Annotated in this window: 18 protein-coding genes and 1 riboswitch; of the genes, 4 read left to right on the plus strand and 14 right to left on the minus strand. The window is 27.3% G+C overall.

Going from position 1 to position 16,907, the window contains the following annotated elements; genetic code table 11:
* Positions 1–7: 7 nt before the first annotated feature.
* The 8 genes from ABCM86_RS03565 to ABCM86_RS03600 all read right to left on the minus strand — a co-directional run bounded on the left by ABCM86_RS03565 (position 8) and on the right by ABCM86_RS03600 (position 8,818).
* The gene (locus ABCM86_RS03565; protein ID WP_295734338.1) at positions 8–955 is read right to left on the minus strand and encodes an ATP phosphoribosyltransferase regulatory subunit; all 948 of its coding nucleotides are present in this window, start codon (positions 953–955) and stop codon (positions 8–10) included.
* Between the two features lie 359 nt (positions 956–1,314).
* A complete protein-coding gene (locus ABCM86_RS03570) occupies positions 1,315–2,367 on the minus strand; it encodes a Fic family protein (RefSeq protein ID WP_295676950.1) in 1,053 nt (350 codons plus the stop codon).
* Positions 2,368–2,699: 332 nt separating this feature from the next.
* Positions 2,700–3,917 (minus strand): VanW family protein, encoded by a 1,218-nt coding sequence (locus ABCM86_RS03575; protein ID WP_295572144.1) that lies wholly within the window; start codon positions 3,915–3,917, stop codon positions 2,700–2,702.
* 157 nt (positions 3,918–4,074) lie between these two features.
* Positions 4,075–4,398 carry a hypothetical protein gene (locus ABCM86_RS03580; protein WP_195931597.1) on the minus strand — a complete coding sequence of 108 codons (324 nt, stop codon included), beginning with the start codon at positions 4,396–4,398 and terminating at the stop codon, positions 4,075–4,077.
* Between the two features lie 152 nt (positions 4,399–4,550).
* On the minus strand, positions 4,551–5,819 hold the full coding sequence (locus tag ABCM86_RS03585) for a dihydroorotase (RefSeq protein WP_343003505.1): 1,269 nt from the start codon (positions 5,817–5,819) through the stop codon (positions 4,551–4,553).
* 111 nt (positions 5,820–5,930) lie between these two features.
* On the minus strand, positions 5,931–7,079 hold the full coding sequence (locus ABCM86_RS03590; protein WP_343003506.1) for a DUF362 domain-containing protein: 1,149 nt from the start codon (positions 7,077–7,079) through the stop codon (positions 5,931–5,933).
* Between the two features lie 80 nt (positions 7,080–7,159).
* Positions 7,160–7,876, minus strand: coding sequence for a hypothetical protein (locus ABCM86_RS03595; RefSeq protein ID WP_343003507.1), 717 nt, complete (start codon positions 7,874–7,876; stop codon positions 7,160–7,162).
* Between the two features lie 102 nt (positions 7,877–7,978).
* Positions 7,979–8,818 (minus strand): putative ABC transporter permease, encoded by an 840-nt coding sequence (locus ABCM86_RS03600; protein ID WP_343003508.1) that lies wholly within the window; start codon positions 8,816–8,818, stop codon positions 7,979–7,981.
* Positions 8,819–9,142: 324 nt separating this feature from the next.
* Positions 9,143–9,244, plus strand: a riboswitch (SAM riboswitch).
* A 111-nt stretch (positions 9,245–9,355) separates the two neighbouring features.
* Between ABCM86_RS03600 and ABCM86_RS03605 the strand changes: the two genes are divergently transcribed.
* From ABCM86_RS03605 to ABCM86_RS03615, 3 genes are all read left to right on the plus strand, one after another.
* On the plus strand, positions 9,356–10,165 hold the full coding sequence (locus ABCM86_RS03605; protein ID WP_295734327.1) for a MetQ/NlpA family ABC transporter substrate-binding protein: 810 nt from the start codon (positions 9,356–9,358) through the stop codon (positions 10,163–10,165).
* A 228-nt stretch (positions 10,166–10,393) separates the two neighbouring features.
* Positions 10,394–10,756 carry a DUF1697 domain-containing protein gene (locus ABCM86_RS03610; RefSeq protein WP_343003509.1) on the plus strand — a complete coding sequence of 121 codons (363 nt, stop codon included), beginning with the start codon at positions 10,394–10,396 and terminating at the stop codon, positions 10,754–10,756.
* A gap of 567 nt (positions 10,757–11,323) precedes the next feature.
* Positions 11,324–11,560 carry a hypothetical protein gene (locus ABCM86_RS03615; protein ID WP_195931556.1) on the plus strand — a complete coding sequence of 79 codons (237 nt, stop codon included), beginning with the start codon at positions 11,324–11,326 and terminating at the stop codon, positions 11,558–11,560.
* A gap of 91 nt (positions 11,561–11,651) precedes the next feature.
* Here ABCM86_RS03615 and ABCM86_RS03620 read toward each other — a convergent pair whose 3' ends face one another.
* Positions 11,652–12,392 carry a TIGR02206 family membrane protein gene (locus tag ABCM86_RS03620; protein ID WP_195931555.1) on the minus strand — a complete coding sequence of 247 codons (741 nt, stop codon included), beginning with the start codon at positions 12,390–12,392 and terminating at the stop codon, positions 11,652–11,654.
* Positions 12,393–12,567: 175 nt separating this feature from the next.
* Entirely contained in the window at positions 12,568–12,915 is a 348-nt protein-coding gene (locus tag ABCM86_RS03625; RefSeq protein WP_343003510.1) for a hypothetical protein, read from the minus strand.
* Between the two features lie 323 nt (positions 12,916–13,238).
* Between ABCM86_RS03625 and ABCM86_RS03630 the strand changes: the two genes are divergently transcribed.
* Positions 13,239–13,799 carry a hypothetical protein gene (locus ABCM86_RS03630; protein WP_295572156.1) on the plus strand — a complete coding sequence of 187 codons (561 nt, stop codon included), beginning with the start codon at positions 13,239–13,241 and terminating at the stop codon, positions 13,797–13,799.
* A 45-nt stretch (positions 13,800–13,844) separates the two neighbouring features.
* Here ABCM86_RS03630 and ABCM86_RS03635 read toward each other — a convergent pair whose 3' ends face one another.
* The 4 genes from ABCM86_RS03635 to ABCM86_RS03650 form a co-directional block, all read right to left on the minus strand.
* Positions 13,845–14,609, minus strand: a complete 765-nt coding sequence (locus ABCM86_RS03635) for a hypothetical protein (protein WP_343003511.1) — start codon at positions 14,607–14,609, stop codon at positions 13,845–13,847.
* Positions 14,602–15,486 (minus strand): ABC transporter ATP-binding protein, encoded by an 885-nt coding sequence (locus ABCM86_RS03640; RefSeq protein WP_343003512.1) that lies wholly within the window; start codon positions 15,484–15,486, stop codon positions 14,602–14,604. The genes ABCM86_RS03635 and ABCM86_RS03640 overlap by 8 nt, the downstream gene beginning before the upstream one ends.
* Before the next feature lies 1 nt (position 15,487).
* Entirely contained in the window at positions 15,488–15,856 is a 369-nt protein-coding gene (locus tag ABCM86_RS03645; RefSeq protein WP_295677748.1) for a GntR family transcriptional regulator, read from the minus strand.
* 181 nt (positions 15,857–16,037) lie between these two features.
* Positions 16,038–16,580 (minus strand): NADH peroxidase, encoded by a 543-nt coding sequence (locus ABCM86_RS03650; RefSeq protein WP_295571793.1) that lies wholly within the window; start codon positions 16,578–16,580, stop codon positions 16,038–16,040.
* Between the last annotated feature and the right edge of the window lie 327 nt (positions 16,581–16,907).

Consider the following 16,907-nt stretch of genomic DNA (forward strand, 5'->3'; position numbering starts at 1 on the left):
CCATCTCCTATCTATTAATAGCTTCCATCAATGCGTCAAAGTAGATTGTAAATCCTATAGCAGGGACTCTTTTTCCAAATGACTTTGTAAGAGAATCGTATCTACCTCCGCTTAATATTTCTTTATATAAACTTTTATAATACCCCTTTAACATTATTCCATCATAATAATCTAGCTTAGATACCATAGATAAATCGAATAATGTATATTTGTCTAAGTCTTCTTTTGAAATTAAAGTACTTATTGTATTTAATTGATCAATTCCTTTTTTCATTCTGGCATTTGTAAAATATTTATTTGCTCTTTCTGTAACTTCTTTTAAAGTACCCCTAATGCTCAAAATATTTACCATTAGTTCTTTTAATTCTGGTTTTATATCTAATTTTTGTGCAAATGCCTCTAGTTCGGGTTTATTTTTTCTATACAGCAATTTTTTAAATTGTCTTTCAGTATCAGAATCTATATTTAATGCTTCAACAAATCCATCTATATAGTTGCCGCTTCCTATTTCAAGTAAAAATTCATCTGTAAACTTTCTCAAAATATTAAAAGCTAAATTTACAACTTCTCTATCTGCATCCATTGATGGTTCACCTAAATACTCACATCCAAACTGTCTACATTGTATAATTCCATCTCCATTTCTTTTGTTTTTATAAACTGTTGAATGATAAAATAATTTCAAACTCAAATCATCTTCCCATCTAGGTATTAAGTTTTTCATAAGACTTATAGTTATATCAGGTCTAAGTACCATAACTTTATTGCTAACTACTTTTACCATAGACTTTGTCGAAATATTTTTATCAATTTGTGTAATTTCGTCATATTCTTCAAATATCTCGGGTTTTATCTGTATGAAACCTGCATCTACAAAAGATGTCTCTATTTTCTTTGTTAGTTCATATCTCTTCTTTGCAAAGTTTAATTCATCTTGTATTCTTAAAAACTCCATTTCATTACACCTCTACTTTTTATATATTAAAAAACCATGTAGGCTTTTACCTACATGGTTTTAACTTTATCCCATCATAGATACAAGCCTTTAGCTAACACAAATAGGGCTTGTATCTATGAAAAATATTCTCCATAATTACAATCCCTAATATCTATGATGATGGTGATGATTTAATTTTTCTATATTTAATTTATTAAATTGTCTGCTTATTAAATTCATCTTCCATTCCTCCACTTCAATTATTTACTGTAATTTAATTTATGTCGAAAACTGTATTTTGTTACATTTTCTAATATTTATTTTGATACTTTAAATAGTAGTACACTTCTTTTTAATTTTCAATAATTTTTTATTATTTATATTCTCTTCCACTTTGCACTTCTACCTTTTGCCACAACTTCAATTTTCCCGTCTTTTCTCATATTATTAAAAACTCTATTTATTGTAGGCTCTGGTATATCTGGGCATTGTATTTTTATATCATCTTTTGTAAAATACCCTAAAGTAGAATTGACTATCTTTTCAATTCTCTTTGTTTTGGTTTCTTTTTTGATACTATTTAAGTTAAGTTCTTCTCCTAGATTTAAATATGCATCTAATATAAATTTTAAAAAATATTCTATCCATTTATTTATACTATAATAAAACTTCTCTGTGTCGTTTTTTCTAGCAAATAATCCTTTAAAATAGACCATTTCACTTTCATCATAGATTTTTCCTAAGCTTTCGTATTTTGAAATTGTATATCCATTTTTATTAAGCAATAGCACAGTCAATAGTTTGGCCATTTTTACATTATCTTCTTCAAATGGTGAAATTAATATAAAATCTAGTATAAATGCTGCAACTATTATTAAATTGTCTATTTCATTTTCTCTAATCAATCTATTATATTCTCTGCACAAATCTTCTATGTATTGATCTAGTCTTTCTTCTATGTTCTTCTTGATTAATACACCGTGATTATTAAAAATATCGTCTCTAAAAAAATCTGTACGTAGAAGGTTATTTTCCTCAGTTCGATATTTTCCTCCTCTAACTAAAGAGAGGCGATGTAGATATCCATGTAGCTCTAGTATCGTCTGTGAACTTAATGACATATCTTCATATGCACTATTTACAGTTTTTAAACTATCCCTAAATTCCATTATGCTGACTTGTTCTCTTGTTTTTGGTTTTACCTCATTTAAAAATATATTTCTTATTTCTTCTCCCTTTAATATGATACTTTCACATGAGTCTATAGTAAAATCTAATACTGCTTTTTCCGTTAATTTTTCTAATACTTCTTTGGGCTGCTTCTTATAAACTATTTGTTTGCCTTTACATTCATTTATAATCGATATCATTTTGACAACTTTCATATTAACAGGTGTATCTAGCAATTTTTTCCCTATAATGTATTCCATAAAATCACTCCAAACCTAAATTTCACTTTTTATAATTAATTACCTTATTTTGACTTAATTTTAGCATATTTTTACATTTCTTACAATTTGATAGTAACTCTATATTTTTTCTAACAATTTAAAAAGTATAGTATTTTTCAAAAAAAGATAAAAAATCAAGGTAATATACTAAAAATCGACTTAATTTTCTTTATTTAAACTTAGTTTTGTTTATTCTATTTTATCAATAGTTTTTTAATATGAAATTTTGTAATCTTTGTAAAAATAAACATCCCCCTTTATACATTTTAATTATATATTGTAATTAATTTTGTATTTAGAGGGATTTTATTTTATTTATTGTCGTATTTATTAGTCGATATCAACTCTTCTTTTATTTTTTTATTTTCTTTATCTAAATAAACTCTATATGTCTTTATTATTATTTTATCTTTTTTATATTCATGCTCTGTTCTTACGTATATTCTTTGTGCATCATCTCTACACCCATAAATCTTACTTGTAATAGATCCTTTGCCCACTATATTTTTTATATATATTGGATGAGAATATGGATTTTTAAATTTTAGATCATAATATCCATAAGCTACTGTCGCATCTCTTCCACCTGAAACATAGTGAGATAAATAAGTGTGGTTGTGAACTTCTACTATTTCTAATCCAGCGAGTAGTGCTGCATTGTATATTGTTGTAGATACTTGGCACACTCCGCCGCCTTCACCATTTATATATTTTCCTCCGACAATTACTGGTGCATATTTGTATCCTTTGCTTAGAACTCTAGGTCCAGTTGCATTATTGTATGAATATGTTTCCTGGGGCATGATGATTATATCACTTGAACTCTCGCCTGCAACATGAATATTGCTACCTCTAGATGTTTCATTATTAAAAGCAGTTGAAAATTGTCCTAATATAGAATTTACACTTTCTACGTCCTCTGTTTTTAATTTAGGTATTGTAGTTTTTACTGGAAGATTTAGATCCATGATATTTTTATTTTTTATAATATCGTCTATTTCTTTTTTTATTTCGTCTTTTTGAAGTTCTTTACCATCTTTTGATGGTAACTTTTTAAAACTTCCGTCATTTTCTATCGCCAAAGTAGCACTTAAAGCCTCTCTATCTATTTGCTGTGCAATACAGTCGATTATCACATCTAATTTGTCTTTGTCATAAGTGGCTTCTAGTGCTATATGATGCCTCTCATTTAAGATAAGTTTTGATTTTCGTTTTAAATTTTCTAGTTTTTTAGCTGTTCTTGTGTAGGAAAGTGCTTTATTAGTCGCCTCTTTCACCTTATATCTAAAATCTATATCAGAAGGATGTATTGTCCACACTTTTGAGTTGTATTTTAAATTTATATCTTCTAGTGGATAAGCTTCATTTAAAATATCTATACATTGTTTTTCTGTCATAGATTCCATATTTATATTTTCAATATATACATTTTTATAAATTTTCTCTTCTTTATTTTTTATTATAGTGTTTCCCAAACAACAAGTTAGAATAATAAAAGTAAAGATAACACTTATAATTTTTTTATACATATAAAATCCTCCCGTTTCAATACACAAGAAATTTGTGTATTTTCTTTTACATATTTATTATTCTTCCTTTTTGTTTCTTTAATAATACAAAAAAACTATTAGATATTATCAAATGTGATATTATCTAATAGTTTTAATTCAATTTATTTAAATCTTCTTACGCTTTTTTTTCATTTTTTTCTTCTTCTAGTATTTTCTTTTGAAGTTCTTGCATATGTCTTATTATATAAAAATCAATATCGTCATTGTCGCTATCAAATCCCCAATGAGTTTCTAACATACGTATACTTCTATAACAAAGTCCTGAATTACCTTGTAATTTAAAGTCGATTAAGTCAAATAACCAACATTCTCTAGTGTTTACATCCCACAAATCGTGTTTTTTTATGTACTCATCTAAAATATTTCTGTATTTCATAAGTGTTGGGTAGTCAATTGTCACATGTTCCATAAAAACATTGAATTTTTTCCCTCTAGCCATATCTAAATCCCCCTCAAAATATATTTCATATTCCATATAAATTATATCATATTTTTACATATTTTGTTAATTTAGATAAATAGCTATTTATACATAATAATTTAGATAAAATCACTATTTATATATAATTTAAGCTGAGTATTTATATCGACTTACCCTTTATATACTACTTTTCCTTCAGATATAGTATATTTTATCTTTGCGTCTAATATTTCTCCTATAAATGGTGTATTTGTAGCCTTAGATGCAAATTCTTTTACTTCCCATTTTTCATCTGGATTGAATATTACTATATCAGCAAATGAGCCTTGTTTTATAAAACCTCTGTCTAAATTGTAAAGTTTTGCTGGATTTATAGTCATTTTTTCTAATAAATGCATTAAATCTAAATGACCACCTTTAACTAAAGTTTTTACCCCAAGACCTAAAGCTGTTTCAAGACCAGTTATACCACTTGGACATTTAGTAAACTCGTTGTCTTTTTCTTCTTTTGTGTGTGGAGCGTGGTCTGTCGCTATTATTTCTATTGTATCGTCTTTTAATCCTTCTATTATAGCTAGACGGTCTTCTTCTGTTCTAAGAGGAGGATTCATCTTTGCCAGTGAACCGTATTTTAAAACTGCTTCTTCATTTAATGTAAAATGGTGTGGACTAGCTTCTGCATAGACATTAGCACCTAAAGACTTTGCAAACTTGACAGTTTTAACGGCCTCTTTTGAACTTATATGTTGAATATTTACTTTTGCCCCTGTTTCTAAAGCTATCATAACATCTCTCGACACCATTATATTTTCAGCTATAGATGGTGCTCCACCTTCAAGATTTAACGCTTTTGATACTTTACCTTCGTTTACCCCTGCCTTAGTTATAAATACTGGATTTTCTTCGTGTAAACTTATAGGTACATTTAATTCTTTTGCTTTTTTCATAGCTTCATACACAAGTCTAGTGTGTTTTATTGGGATACCATCATCACTAAATCCTACAGCTCCAGCTTCAAACATTTCATCAAAATCTACAAGTTCCTTTCCTCTAAGTCCCTTTGTAACAGTCGAAACTTGAAGTACATTTATATCAGACTCTTTACCTTTATCTAATACATATTTTAAAGTTTCTGGATTATCTACTACTGGTTTTGTATTTGCCATACATACAACAGTTGTAAAACCACCTTTTGCTGCTGATTTTGCTCCTGTAAATATATCTTCTTTGCGTGTAAAACCTGGGTCTCTAAAGTGCACATGTATATCTATAAGACCTGGAGAAACTACACATCCACTTGCATCAATAACAGTTTCAAAATCTTTTTCAGCTAAATTTTTCCCTATTTCTTTTATCTTTTCATTTTCAATCGCTATATCTACTATTTCATCTCTTTTAGAAAGTGGATCTATTAATCTACCATTTTTTATTAAAATCATAACTCACTTATTAACGTATAATTTATATAAATAACGTTAATTACTCCTCTCTATATGTATATTTTAATTTTCAAGTTTTAATTGATTATATCTATTTTATATTGTATTTAATCACTTAACAAGTTTAAAAAATATATTTTGTTTTATATGTATAGCTTTTTTAGGACAAAGCTCGTGACAGCAATAACATCTTATACATTTTTTTAAATTTATTTCGGCGCCCTTGTCTGTAATTTGTATTACTTTGGCAGGACAAGACACCTTACACTTCCCACATTTTACACATTTTTTATAATCTACTATCGGCTTTGGAGTTATTATTTTATCTACTATATCGCCTAAAACTTTAGGTAGTTTTAATGATAAAAGTCTAAAATCAGAACTTGTAATCGGAATTTTAAAATCTTTTACTATAAAGTTTTCTATACTATCTCCTAAAAACTCTATATCAGAAAAATCATCTTTTATTAAGTTTCTCTTTATAGAGCCCCTTACTGTTCCAACTTTTATAGGGTCTAAATTTATAAGTTTGCATCCAGCTATATCGAGTGCATATGGACTAGCAGATGCTAATAAAACACCTATTTTTCTAATATCACCAGCAGTAGGCCCCTCACCTTCCATTCCATAAACTCCATCCATAATTGTAAGGCTTGGATTTATATATTGACATATATCTAATAGTACATTTTCGCAAAATAGCTCTTCTGTCTGAAATCTATAATGTATTTCCGTCTTTTCTAAACCTGCAATTACACCGTATAGATTTTTTACACCACCTGTGTATTTTGCCATCTTGTGTGTCTTTAATTTGCATAAATTTATAACATGGTCGACTTTTGTTATTGGACTTATAATATTCATACTTTTTAAATATATCGCGTTGTCATTTTGAACTTTTGTTTCAGAAGTATCGTAATTAAACTCTACATCTAAGCCTTTTAGCTCATCTATCAATCCACATGTTTTATAAAATCCTTTTAAGTTGTTTTTTGTATATGGACCGCCCGGACTTTCAGCAATTATCACCTTACAATTTAATTTTAATAATTCTTCACAAACAACTCTAACAAGAACAGGGTGAGTAGTCGCCCCTTCTTCTGGAGATTTTTTTATTACTAAATTAGGCTTTATAAGTACCTTACTGTTGGGTTTTATAAAATTTTCAAGAGGTCCTATATCACTTATCAAATTTTCAAATGATTTTTTTAAAATATCATAATCATAACTTTCACATCCCCTAATACTCACTTGTTTCATATTCGTTTTCCCTTTCGTTTTTATTATATATTCTAAAAAAATGTTGGAATAATATATCCCAACATTTTATATTTTTCTATTTAATTTATATACTCAATATTTGATATACGATAATTAAACCTCGATGTGCTATCATTATCGACTAATGAAACTTTATATTTTCCTATATAATCATGATCTCCACCATTAGATTCAAAATATGCATCTACAATAGCTGTATATGTTTTATCGTTATTATCATATGCATCTAGTACTTCTATACTAATCCAAGGCCCTCCATCTGCTGGTGTTATATAATACATATCTTCTGATTCTGAATAATATAATAAATTTGAAAAATCATTTATTGTGTCATTTAATCTAGCTCCATTAAATTTACTAGATATAACTTTAATATATTGATTTGCATCATCTCTAGCTATACAATAGCCATTATTCGACATTATAAAATAGTCGCCACCTACATAAGTATTTAAGACCATATACGCTGTATTTGGCAGATATGTTGAATTTACTGCAGTATCGTAATCTATATTTTCTTGGTACATATTATATAAAACTGATGATATAATAACTTCTTCTGAAGATATATCTATTTTTTCTTTTACAGTATTTTGTGTAGAGCCTGATTGATTATCACTGCTAGATAAGTCGTTATCACTACCTGCTAAATTTTCATTGTCGTTTATCTCTGAAGAAGTATTCGTATTAAAATTTTCTCTCGAACTCAAGCTGTTTTCACACCCTATTGTAATTAATCCTATGCATATAATAAGTGTAAAAATTAATTTTTTCATTTTATTTCTCCCCTTCATTTCTTATAAATTATACCCTTTTTAAATATATCTTATTTCTATCTAAATAGATATATTCCCTCGTATTTATAGTATAAGGTTTATTTATTTTTTTTCTCTAAGCATCTTTTTAATATATTGAAAATGTGCATCTCTTTTTTTATTTCCTGAAGATCTCATATTTGGGAATGCATTTATCAATCTTCTGTGTATAAATGCCTTTTGTTTTAAAGATCTAAATTTAAATTGTATATCATCAATTTTATCTTGTATTGCTAAATCGCCGTATTTTGATGAAGCCATTTTTAATTTCTGAGCGACTTCTTCTGGACTTTTCTTTAATTTACTTAAAAACTCATCATCTTCATATAATTTAAATTTTGAATGTATTTTCTTCATATCATCTACAAGCATTGTCAGTGAATCTACTTTTAATGTCAATGTTCCTAATGCCCTTGCTGTAACTATTAAATCACTAATCATAGTGATAATAGCGAAAATTAAAAGCACATACAACACTGTAGTATTCATTTTTTCTAAATTATTTATAATAAATGGATGCAAAAATTCAACAACAAATACACTCATAATTCCAAACATAGTAGAATTTAATAAACAAACCTTGCCATTTATATTGCATTTATGATTTGAATAATCCCACCATTTTGCATGAAATAACTTTTCTAGTATAGTTGCTGTTATATATTCAAGCATAGATGTCAAAATCATTCCCGATATAAATACACCTATCATGCTATCTCTATAAGACCAGCACCCAATAATTATAATCAACGCTCCTACACCATAAACTGGGCATACTGGTCCATTCAAAAATCCCCTATTTATGATTTTTTTCTGTAGACAAGAACAGTATATACTCTCGCAAACCCAGCCTAAAAATGAATATATAAAAAAATACAACATGTAATTATATACTATACTCATAAACTCCTCCTTAATATTTATTTATATTCTACCTTATAATTATTAACTCTTCATTACTTTTTACAATTTTTAGAAATAAACAATATTTTAATTATACTATATAAATACATGTTTATATTAAATTATGATAATTCTGCCTGAATTTTTTTTCTTTTTCTCCAACTATAATAACCATATAAATCATTTATAAGAAATACTAAAAAACAAACAACTATCGAAATATAAATAAATTATTTTTAAATTTAAGATTTTTTCAAATATTTCCAAAAAACTAGTTGACTTTTCAAAATATTTGTAATATACTTCATAACATAAATTAAATAAGTCTTATCAAGAGCGGTGGAGGGACTGGCCCTATGAAACCCGGCAACCAATATAATTTATATATGGTGCTAAATCCTGCAGCATTGTGCTGAAAGATAAGTATAAACTGATAACGTGGTCTGAGTTTATACTCAGACCTTTTTTAGTTTTTAAATTCTTTATATAAGAAGATAGACTTATTTAAAAAATTACAACAAGGGGGTATTTCTTATTATGAAGAAATCAAAAAAAATCATATCTATTGTATTATGCTTATTAGCAGTATTATCACTTTCAGTAGGTTGCTCTAAATCAGAGGCCGAAGACAAAGTAATTAAAGTGGGAGCAACTCAAGTTCCTGGTGGAGATTTATTTGAGTATTTAAAAGACGATATTGAAAAAGAAGGTTACGAACTTAAAATAACAATATTTGATGATTACAACCTTCCAAATGAAGCTTTAGACAACGGTGAAATCGATGCAAACTTATTCCAACATGAGCCATATTTAAATAAAGCAAAAGAAGAAAAAGGTTATAAATTATCACCAGTAGTTGGTTTATATGAATCTCCATTATACGTATATTCTTATAAAATAAAATCTATTGATGATTTAAAAGCAGGCGACAAATTTGCTCTTCCAGATGATCCAACAAATGGCTCAAGAGCTCTTAAATATCTACAAGATGAGCTAGGTTTAATAAAATTAAAAGATGGTGTTGAAAATCCTGGAGTTAAAGATATAGTTGAAAATCCTAAAAAAATCGAGTTTATCGAAGCAAATGCAGCTCAACTTCCATCTCTTTTAAGTGATGTAACTTGCGCATTTATAAATGGTAACTACGCTGTTGCAGCTAACTTAGATGCTAATAAAGACAGTATCTACTGCCCAAAATTAGATGGAACTTATACAAATATACTCGTAAGTAGAACTGATGATGTAGATAGTGAAAAAATTCAAGTTCTTAAAAAAGTTTTAACTAGTGAAAAATCTAAAAAATTCTTAGAAGAACATTATAAAGGTGTTATAGTACCTGTATTTTAGACAAGAAAACCTCGCACAAAATGCGAGGTTTTTTTATTGTATTTCATTTTTATGAAATAGCCTTCATTAAATATATTTTAGTGTTAAAATATTAATAAGATAAATTATAAAAAACAAATCGTTCTGAAATATAAATACGCCAGTCTCTTAGAAATACACTTAATCATTTGTCATAAGCTATGTCTTAAAGAAGTTTTTAAATTATAATTATGGAGGTAAAATTGTTATATGAACAGATATATTGCTTTATTAAGAGGAATAAATATAAGCGGAAAAAATAAGATAGCTATGTCTGAATTAAAAGAAGGCTTTATTAAACTTCATTTTACAGATGTTTCTACATATCTCAATAGTGGTAATGTTATTTTTTCAAGTGATATTGATGATAAAAATATTCTTTCAGATAATATAAAATCCATGATAAAAGACAGATTTGATTTAGACATACCGATTTTTATTATTTTACAAGAAGAATTAAAAGAAATATTAAATAATGCACCTGATTGGTGGTCAAGAACTACTAGTTCTAATATAAGTGATAATATTACAATTAGAACTGCAAATACCGTAAGGAAAATTATTAATAAATAATATTAATGCTAAAACAAAGCTTGATGAGATAATTAAGTTATCATCAAAATATCTTGATGAACTTAAATGTTAATTAAGTAGGGGGGCTTTTTATACAAAATGTACAAGTTAGAATTAAAGAAAAATACTAAGCAAATTAATTCTGTAGATGATTGGTACAACTTTGCACCACCCCAAAATTCAAGTCTACACTAGAAAGATGGAAGAAGTGCTAAAGAATTAGCCAAATATATAATAGGTGGAAATGGATGTATTCCAAAAGAAATAGAAATTATACTGTCTCAGTTAGGATGCAATCCAAATAGCATATTCTATGGTGAACCCGAAGCAGTAACAAGTCTTGAAGGTAGAGGTGGTGGTCGTCACCATGACTTATTACGTGTTAAGGAAAGTGAAGTTGTAATAGGAATTGAAGCCAAGAGTGATGAAGATTTTGGGAAATCAGCTCATGAAGAGTTATTTGGAAATAATGATTATAAACAATTACTTTATAGTATATCTGACAATAAATTTACAAGAGTAAATAGTCTATATAATGATATTTATGGATATGATTTATATAAGAATATGGAGATAAGATATCAACTTTTAACATCTACAAAAGGTGTCTTAAAAGAGGCAAAAAAAGCAAATGCATCTAAGGTAGTTTTGCTCATTCTTACATTCAAAAAGGAAAACTGCTATTCAGAAAGAAAGATAAAATCAAATTTGCAAGATCTAAATAATTTTATCGATAGCTTAGGTACTCCTTTAAAAAATGGACAGTACAATTTACCTGGATATCCTAATATAGATTTTATGTAAAACATATTGAGATAGATGTTTAAAAAATAAAACTAGCTAAATTTATAATAAATTAGCTAGTTTTTTCATAATGTGCCCAAATTTTTACTACTTATAAAGCATTTGCATTAAGGTTTAATTCTACTGTTTCACTACTATTTTCTTGTCTATTTATCAATACATTCATGAAAATCATTAATAAATTAAATATACCTATAACTATAAATCCATATACTAATGGATGCAAATTATTACCTATACCAATAGGTGACACTCTCATAAAGCCATAATTAGATCCTATTATATGATTTAATATAAACATAGATACATGGTATATATTAGTGAAATATATAGCTGTTTTAAAGTCCTTTTTATCAAATTTAACACATTCTATAAATATGCAATAAACAGAACCCCAAAGAAGGAATAGGTGTCCTATGAAGAAAGAAAATTGAGTTATATGAGGAAATAAAAATGGGTCTAATCCTGATGGATATATTAATGCAAATACTGCACCTATCAATCCCCACATAGAACCTAATTTTCTACAGATACTTTTATTAAATAATAGTCCAATTCCCATAAGTATTATTGCAACTCTGCAATGATATAATGGTAGACCTTCAGTTAATACATGGTATTTTGATAGTAAATACCATGCATATAATATTATTTGTTGTGATAATAATACTATACCTATAATTTTTTCGAATTTCCTATTTACAGCAATTCTCTTTATCATAGATATTATACCCAAAGTACCTATGAATAATATAGCTATATGCTGCCATCCAAACATCTTAAAATTACAGTATTTTGATGTTTTTCTAAAAAAATATTTTAAAAAATCCATTTTGTCTAACTCCCAGTTTTATTTATTAAAATAGTTTATATTATAATAAAACTATTTTTAAAACACATATATATAATTTATAATTTGTGGCTATGTATAAATTAATATAATTCATATGTGTTAAAAAAGGAGTGAATACAATTAAAAATTTGTGATTCTATTCACTCCTTTTTTACTACATATTTTCACTGATTATCTTCAATTCTCGTTTCAAAATACTATAAAGTTCTTCTGCACTTTCCTTACAACCATTCTCTACCCAAATTTCAAGTGCTACGAAGGCTATTTGATTAAGTATGGGAGTACAATACATCAAATCATGCTTATTCATTTCAACTTCTATATTCTGTATAAGTTGACTTTCTTTTTTTCTTGTAGAAAATAAAAATATATCATATCGTCTACTTTTTACAATTGCTGTAATTAATGTCTTATTGCTTATAGCTAATTTTAATATCATCTTAGCATAAGATTTACCTAAATCACTGTCTTTTTTATATTTGTTGATACTTTGCTCAAACAAGTTATCAAACTGATATAATAATACATCATCTAATGTATCAAAAAGTCTGTAGAATGTTGTTCTGGCTATTCCATTTATATTTCATACATCTGTAATACTTATTTCATCATATGATTTCACTTTTAACATCTCTGCTAATCCATCACATATAAGATTTGCTGACTTATATACACGTTTATCATGCTTGATATGATACAATTTATATCGCCTCCGTTTTATAAGTTGTGATACTATTGTAGCATTTCTTTTTGTATATTAAAATGACTTTACCAAATATATTTATTATTTTTAATAAAGCATTTTTGCTTAAAATGGAGGTTATTATGAAAGAAAAATTAAATGTATCTTTTAAAATGGAAGATGATTACTTACCACCACTTAAAACCTTGGCTACGATATCCTTTGTGATATTACTATGTTCTATGCCACTTTTTGCATTAAACGGTGGAATTGGCGAATATGTAAGAGAATATTTCGGTATAATATGGCACATTTCTATGTTTTTCTTTATCAACAAATTAGCAACTCCTAAATGGGGTAAAACAGCTGGTATCTTTTGGATTGTACTCGATATATTAAGCGGTATTCTCTATATAAACAATTTTTATAGCATCCTTGGAGATGCTTCTCTTGGCATTGCAGTCCAAAATGGTCTTTCTTTATGTCTAACAATAAGACTTGCTGCGCACTGTTTTGAAGGAATTTGGTTGATATCATCTGCATTTACAACAAGTAATAAAGTTATTAAGGTGTGTGGTGTACTTGCTGGAATCTTTATCGCAGGCTATAGCATAATAAGTCCTTTCGCCCCATCATGGGTGCTAATGCTAAATGTACCGTTTATGATTATATGGTTCTTTATGATTGTTATAGGAAAATATTAAAAAAAGTAGGTATTACATCACTTAGTATAATACCTACTTTTTTGTTTATATTAAATCGTGAGCATATTCTGCAATCGGCGCATTTTTTAAAAATTTATTTCCGATTATCGTAAATAATGCTGTAAGTAAAACTTCTAAAACAATCGTTACGATCGGCTTTTCAACAAAACAAGTTATGCTCCACGCTATTGTTCCAAGTTTATCTCCAATATAGCTATTACTAAATAAAATATTAAGTACAACGCCAAATAATATTCCTGGAATTAATATAAAAACTAATATATTGTATTTCATTTTCAATCTATAAAACATAGAACCACAAATATAGGCGATTGACATAAAAAACAAGCTGTTTAAAAATCTAATTCCTGAAATTATAAATATATTGTCCATACCTTCTCCAAGCCACTCTACTGTGCTTGTTCTAGTATAAAATTCGGCTTTAACATTATATAATTTACATATATAATCTAAAGAAAATTCAACTACCACTCCAGATACTACAGCTATTATTATAACAATTAGCATCATCTTGAAAAATGATTTTATACATGCATCTCTATCCCCTCTTATATTTAGCATCTGTGGTAGGAAGTTATTCGTAAATATTAAAGTTAAAAGAAATACTCCCATATAACATATATCAGACGTTCTACTTATAAAAATTAACCCATCTCTATTATTTGAAAAATAATCTCTCATACCGCTTATAAATGGGATTATATTGTTCACAGCAATCAATATAAATATTATCATTATAAGTTTTGGAATATATCCTTTGAAAATTTCATAAAACGGATTTTTATTCATATAAAGTCACATCCTTTCTATTCATGCTTAAAAATAACTCATTAAGCGATATATTTTCATAAGATATATTAAAATCGTCCATCTTATTTTTTATAGTTTTATTCAAATCGCCGTAATACCAGTAAGTATAATTATCTCCAAAATGTTTTAATGGCCTTTGATCTTTAAGCTCAAAAATATTATTTATCTTATTTTTATTTCCGCTTATAAAATAAGCCTTTTGTCTTATATTTTCTAAGCTATCAGTAATTTTTACATCCCCGTCTTTTATTATTACAACTTCTTCTAATAGATTTTCAACTTCTTCAATTAAGTGAGTTGCAATTATTATTGTTCTTGGATTTTCACTATAACTTTCGATAAGAACGTCATAAAAATAATTTCTATTTACTGCATCTAGCCCGACTGTCGGCTCGTCAAATATTGTGATAGGACAGTTTGAACAAATTCCGATTATATTTGAAAGCAAGGTCTTTTGACCTCTAGACAAACTTTTATATGTAAGTTTTTCGTTTATTTCAAACAATCTACATAATTTGTTTTGTAAGTTATAATCATAGTTTTTATAAAATTTAGAATGCATATTAAAAATGCTTTTAACCTTATAATCTTTTAGGAAAAACTCCTTCTCTCTTACAATACATATATCCTCCAAAACTGAAATGTCTTCTTTAACAGTTTTTCCAAATATCTTAATTTCACCACTTTTACATACAAGCTGATTGCCGATTAAGTTGATAAGTGTACTCTTTCCAGTACCATTTTTCCCTAAAAGACCATAAATCTTTCCGTATTCAAAGTTTATATTCATATTAGTACAGATTATTTTTTTCCCAAAGCTATGATTTAAGTTTTTTATTTCTATTGCCAAATCCATATTACTCCTCCTTAAAATCACTTATCATATCTAAAAGTTCTTTTTTTGTAATTCCAAGCTTTTTTGCTTCTGAAATTAAATCTTTTAAATAAACTTCTTTAAAATTCTCTTTTCTTCCATTTTTAATTATCTCTTTTGCACCTTTAGATACAAACATACCTATACCCCTCTTTTTAAACAAAATCTCCTTATCGACCAATATATTCACACCTTTCAAAACTGTAGCTGGATTGATTTTATAAAATTTTGATAACTCTGTAGTAGACGGAACTTGCATCTCCTCTTTTATTGAATCTGATAAAATCTCATCTTCTATAGCTTTTGAAATTTGGATAAATATCGGCTCATGATCATTAAGTTCTAACTTCAAAGCGCCACCTCCTTATATGGTTAGTTACTTGAGTAGTCAACCACACATCTATATAATATTCTATTTTCATATATTTGGCAATAGTTTTTTATTAAATATTTTTAAATATAAAAAAGACCATGCAAATTGGCAAGGTCTTTATCTATATAAATCTCTATTTTTATATTTAAATCAAATTTTATTATCCAAAATATCTTTGTAATAAACCTAAGAATGCTTTACCGTGTCTAGCTTCGTCTTTACACATTTCATGAACTGTATCGTGTATAGCATCTAATCCTAATTCTTTAGCTTTTTTAGCTAGTTTTAATTTTCCATCAGTTGCTCCGTATTCAGCATCAACTCTTACTCTTAAGTTTTCTTTTGTATCAGCTACTACACATTCTCCAAGAAGTTCAGCAAATTTTGCAGCATGTTCAGCTTCTTCGAAAGCTATTCTTTTATATGCTTCTGCTATTTCAGGATACCCTTCTCTATCTGCTTGTCTACTCATTGCTAAATACATCCCTACTTCTGTACATTCTCCAGTAAAGTTAGCTCTTAATGCTTCTACTATTTCTTCGTCTACGCCTTGTGCAACACCTATTCTATGTTCATCAGCCCAAACCATTTCGCCTTTTAATTCAACGAATTTTTCACTTCCTACATGACAGACTGGACATTCTTCTGGTGCAACATCCCCTTCATATATATATCCACAAACTTGACATACCCACTTTTTCATAACGATTCCTCCTAAATATATAAATTATTTTATTAAATTAATATATATAATATACTTTATATTCTTAATTTTTTTGTCTTATAATTATTGCTCTTACTAAATATTTATTACTATTAACTTATGTTTAATTTATACCCTTCATATCTAAAACTAAACATTTATTTTTAACTTTTTTAATATTCAATTATTTCTAATTATATATTAATAATTATTTATACAAGGGTTGTAAATTTTTCTTATATTTATTTATAATATATTATATAAACTTTTATTTTGGACATTTGTCCCCTAATTCAATTATACTTATTGATTTTAATATTTATTGTG

The sequence above is a fragment of the Clostridium sp. 2218st1_F5_2218SCRN_220325 genome (assembly GCF_039062665.1).
Taxonomy (GTDB): domain Bacteria; phylum Bacillota; class Clostridia; order Peptostreptococcales; family Peptostreptococcaceae; genus Intestinibacter.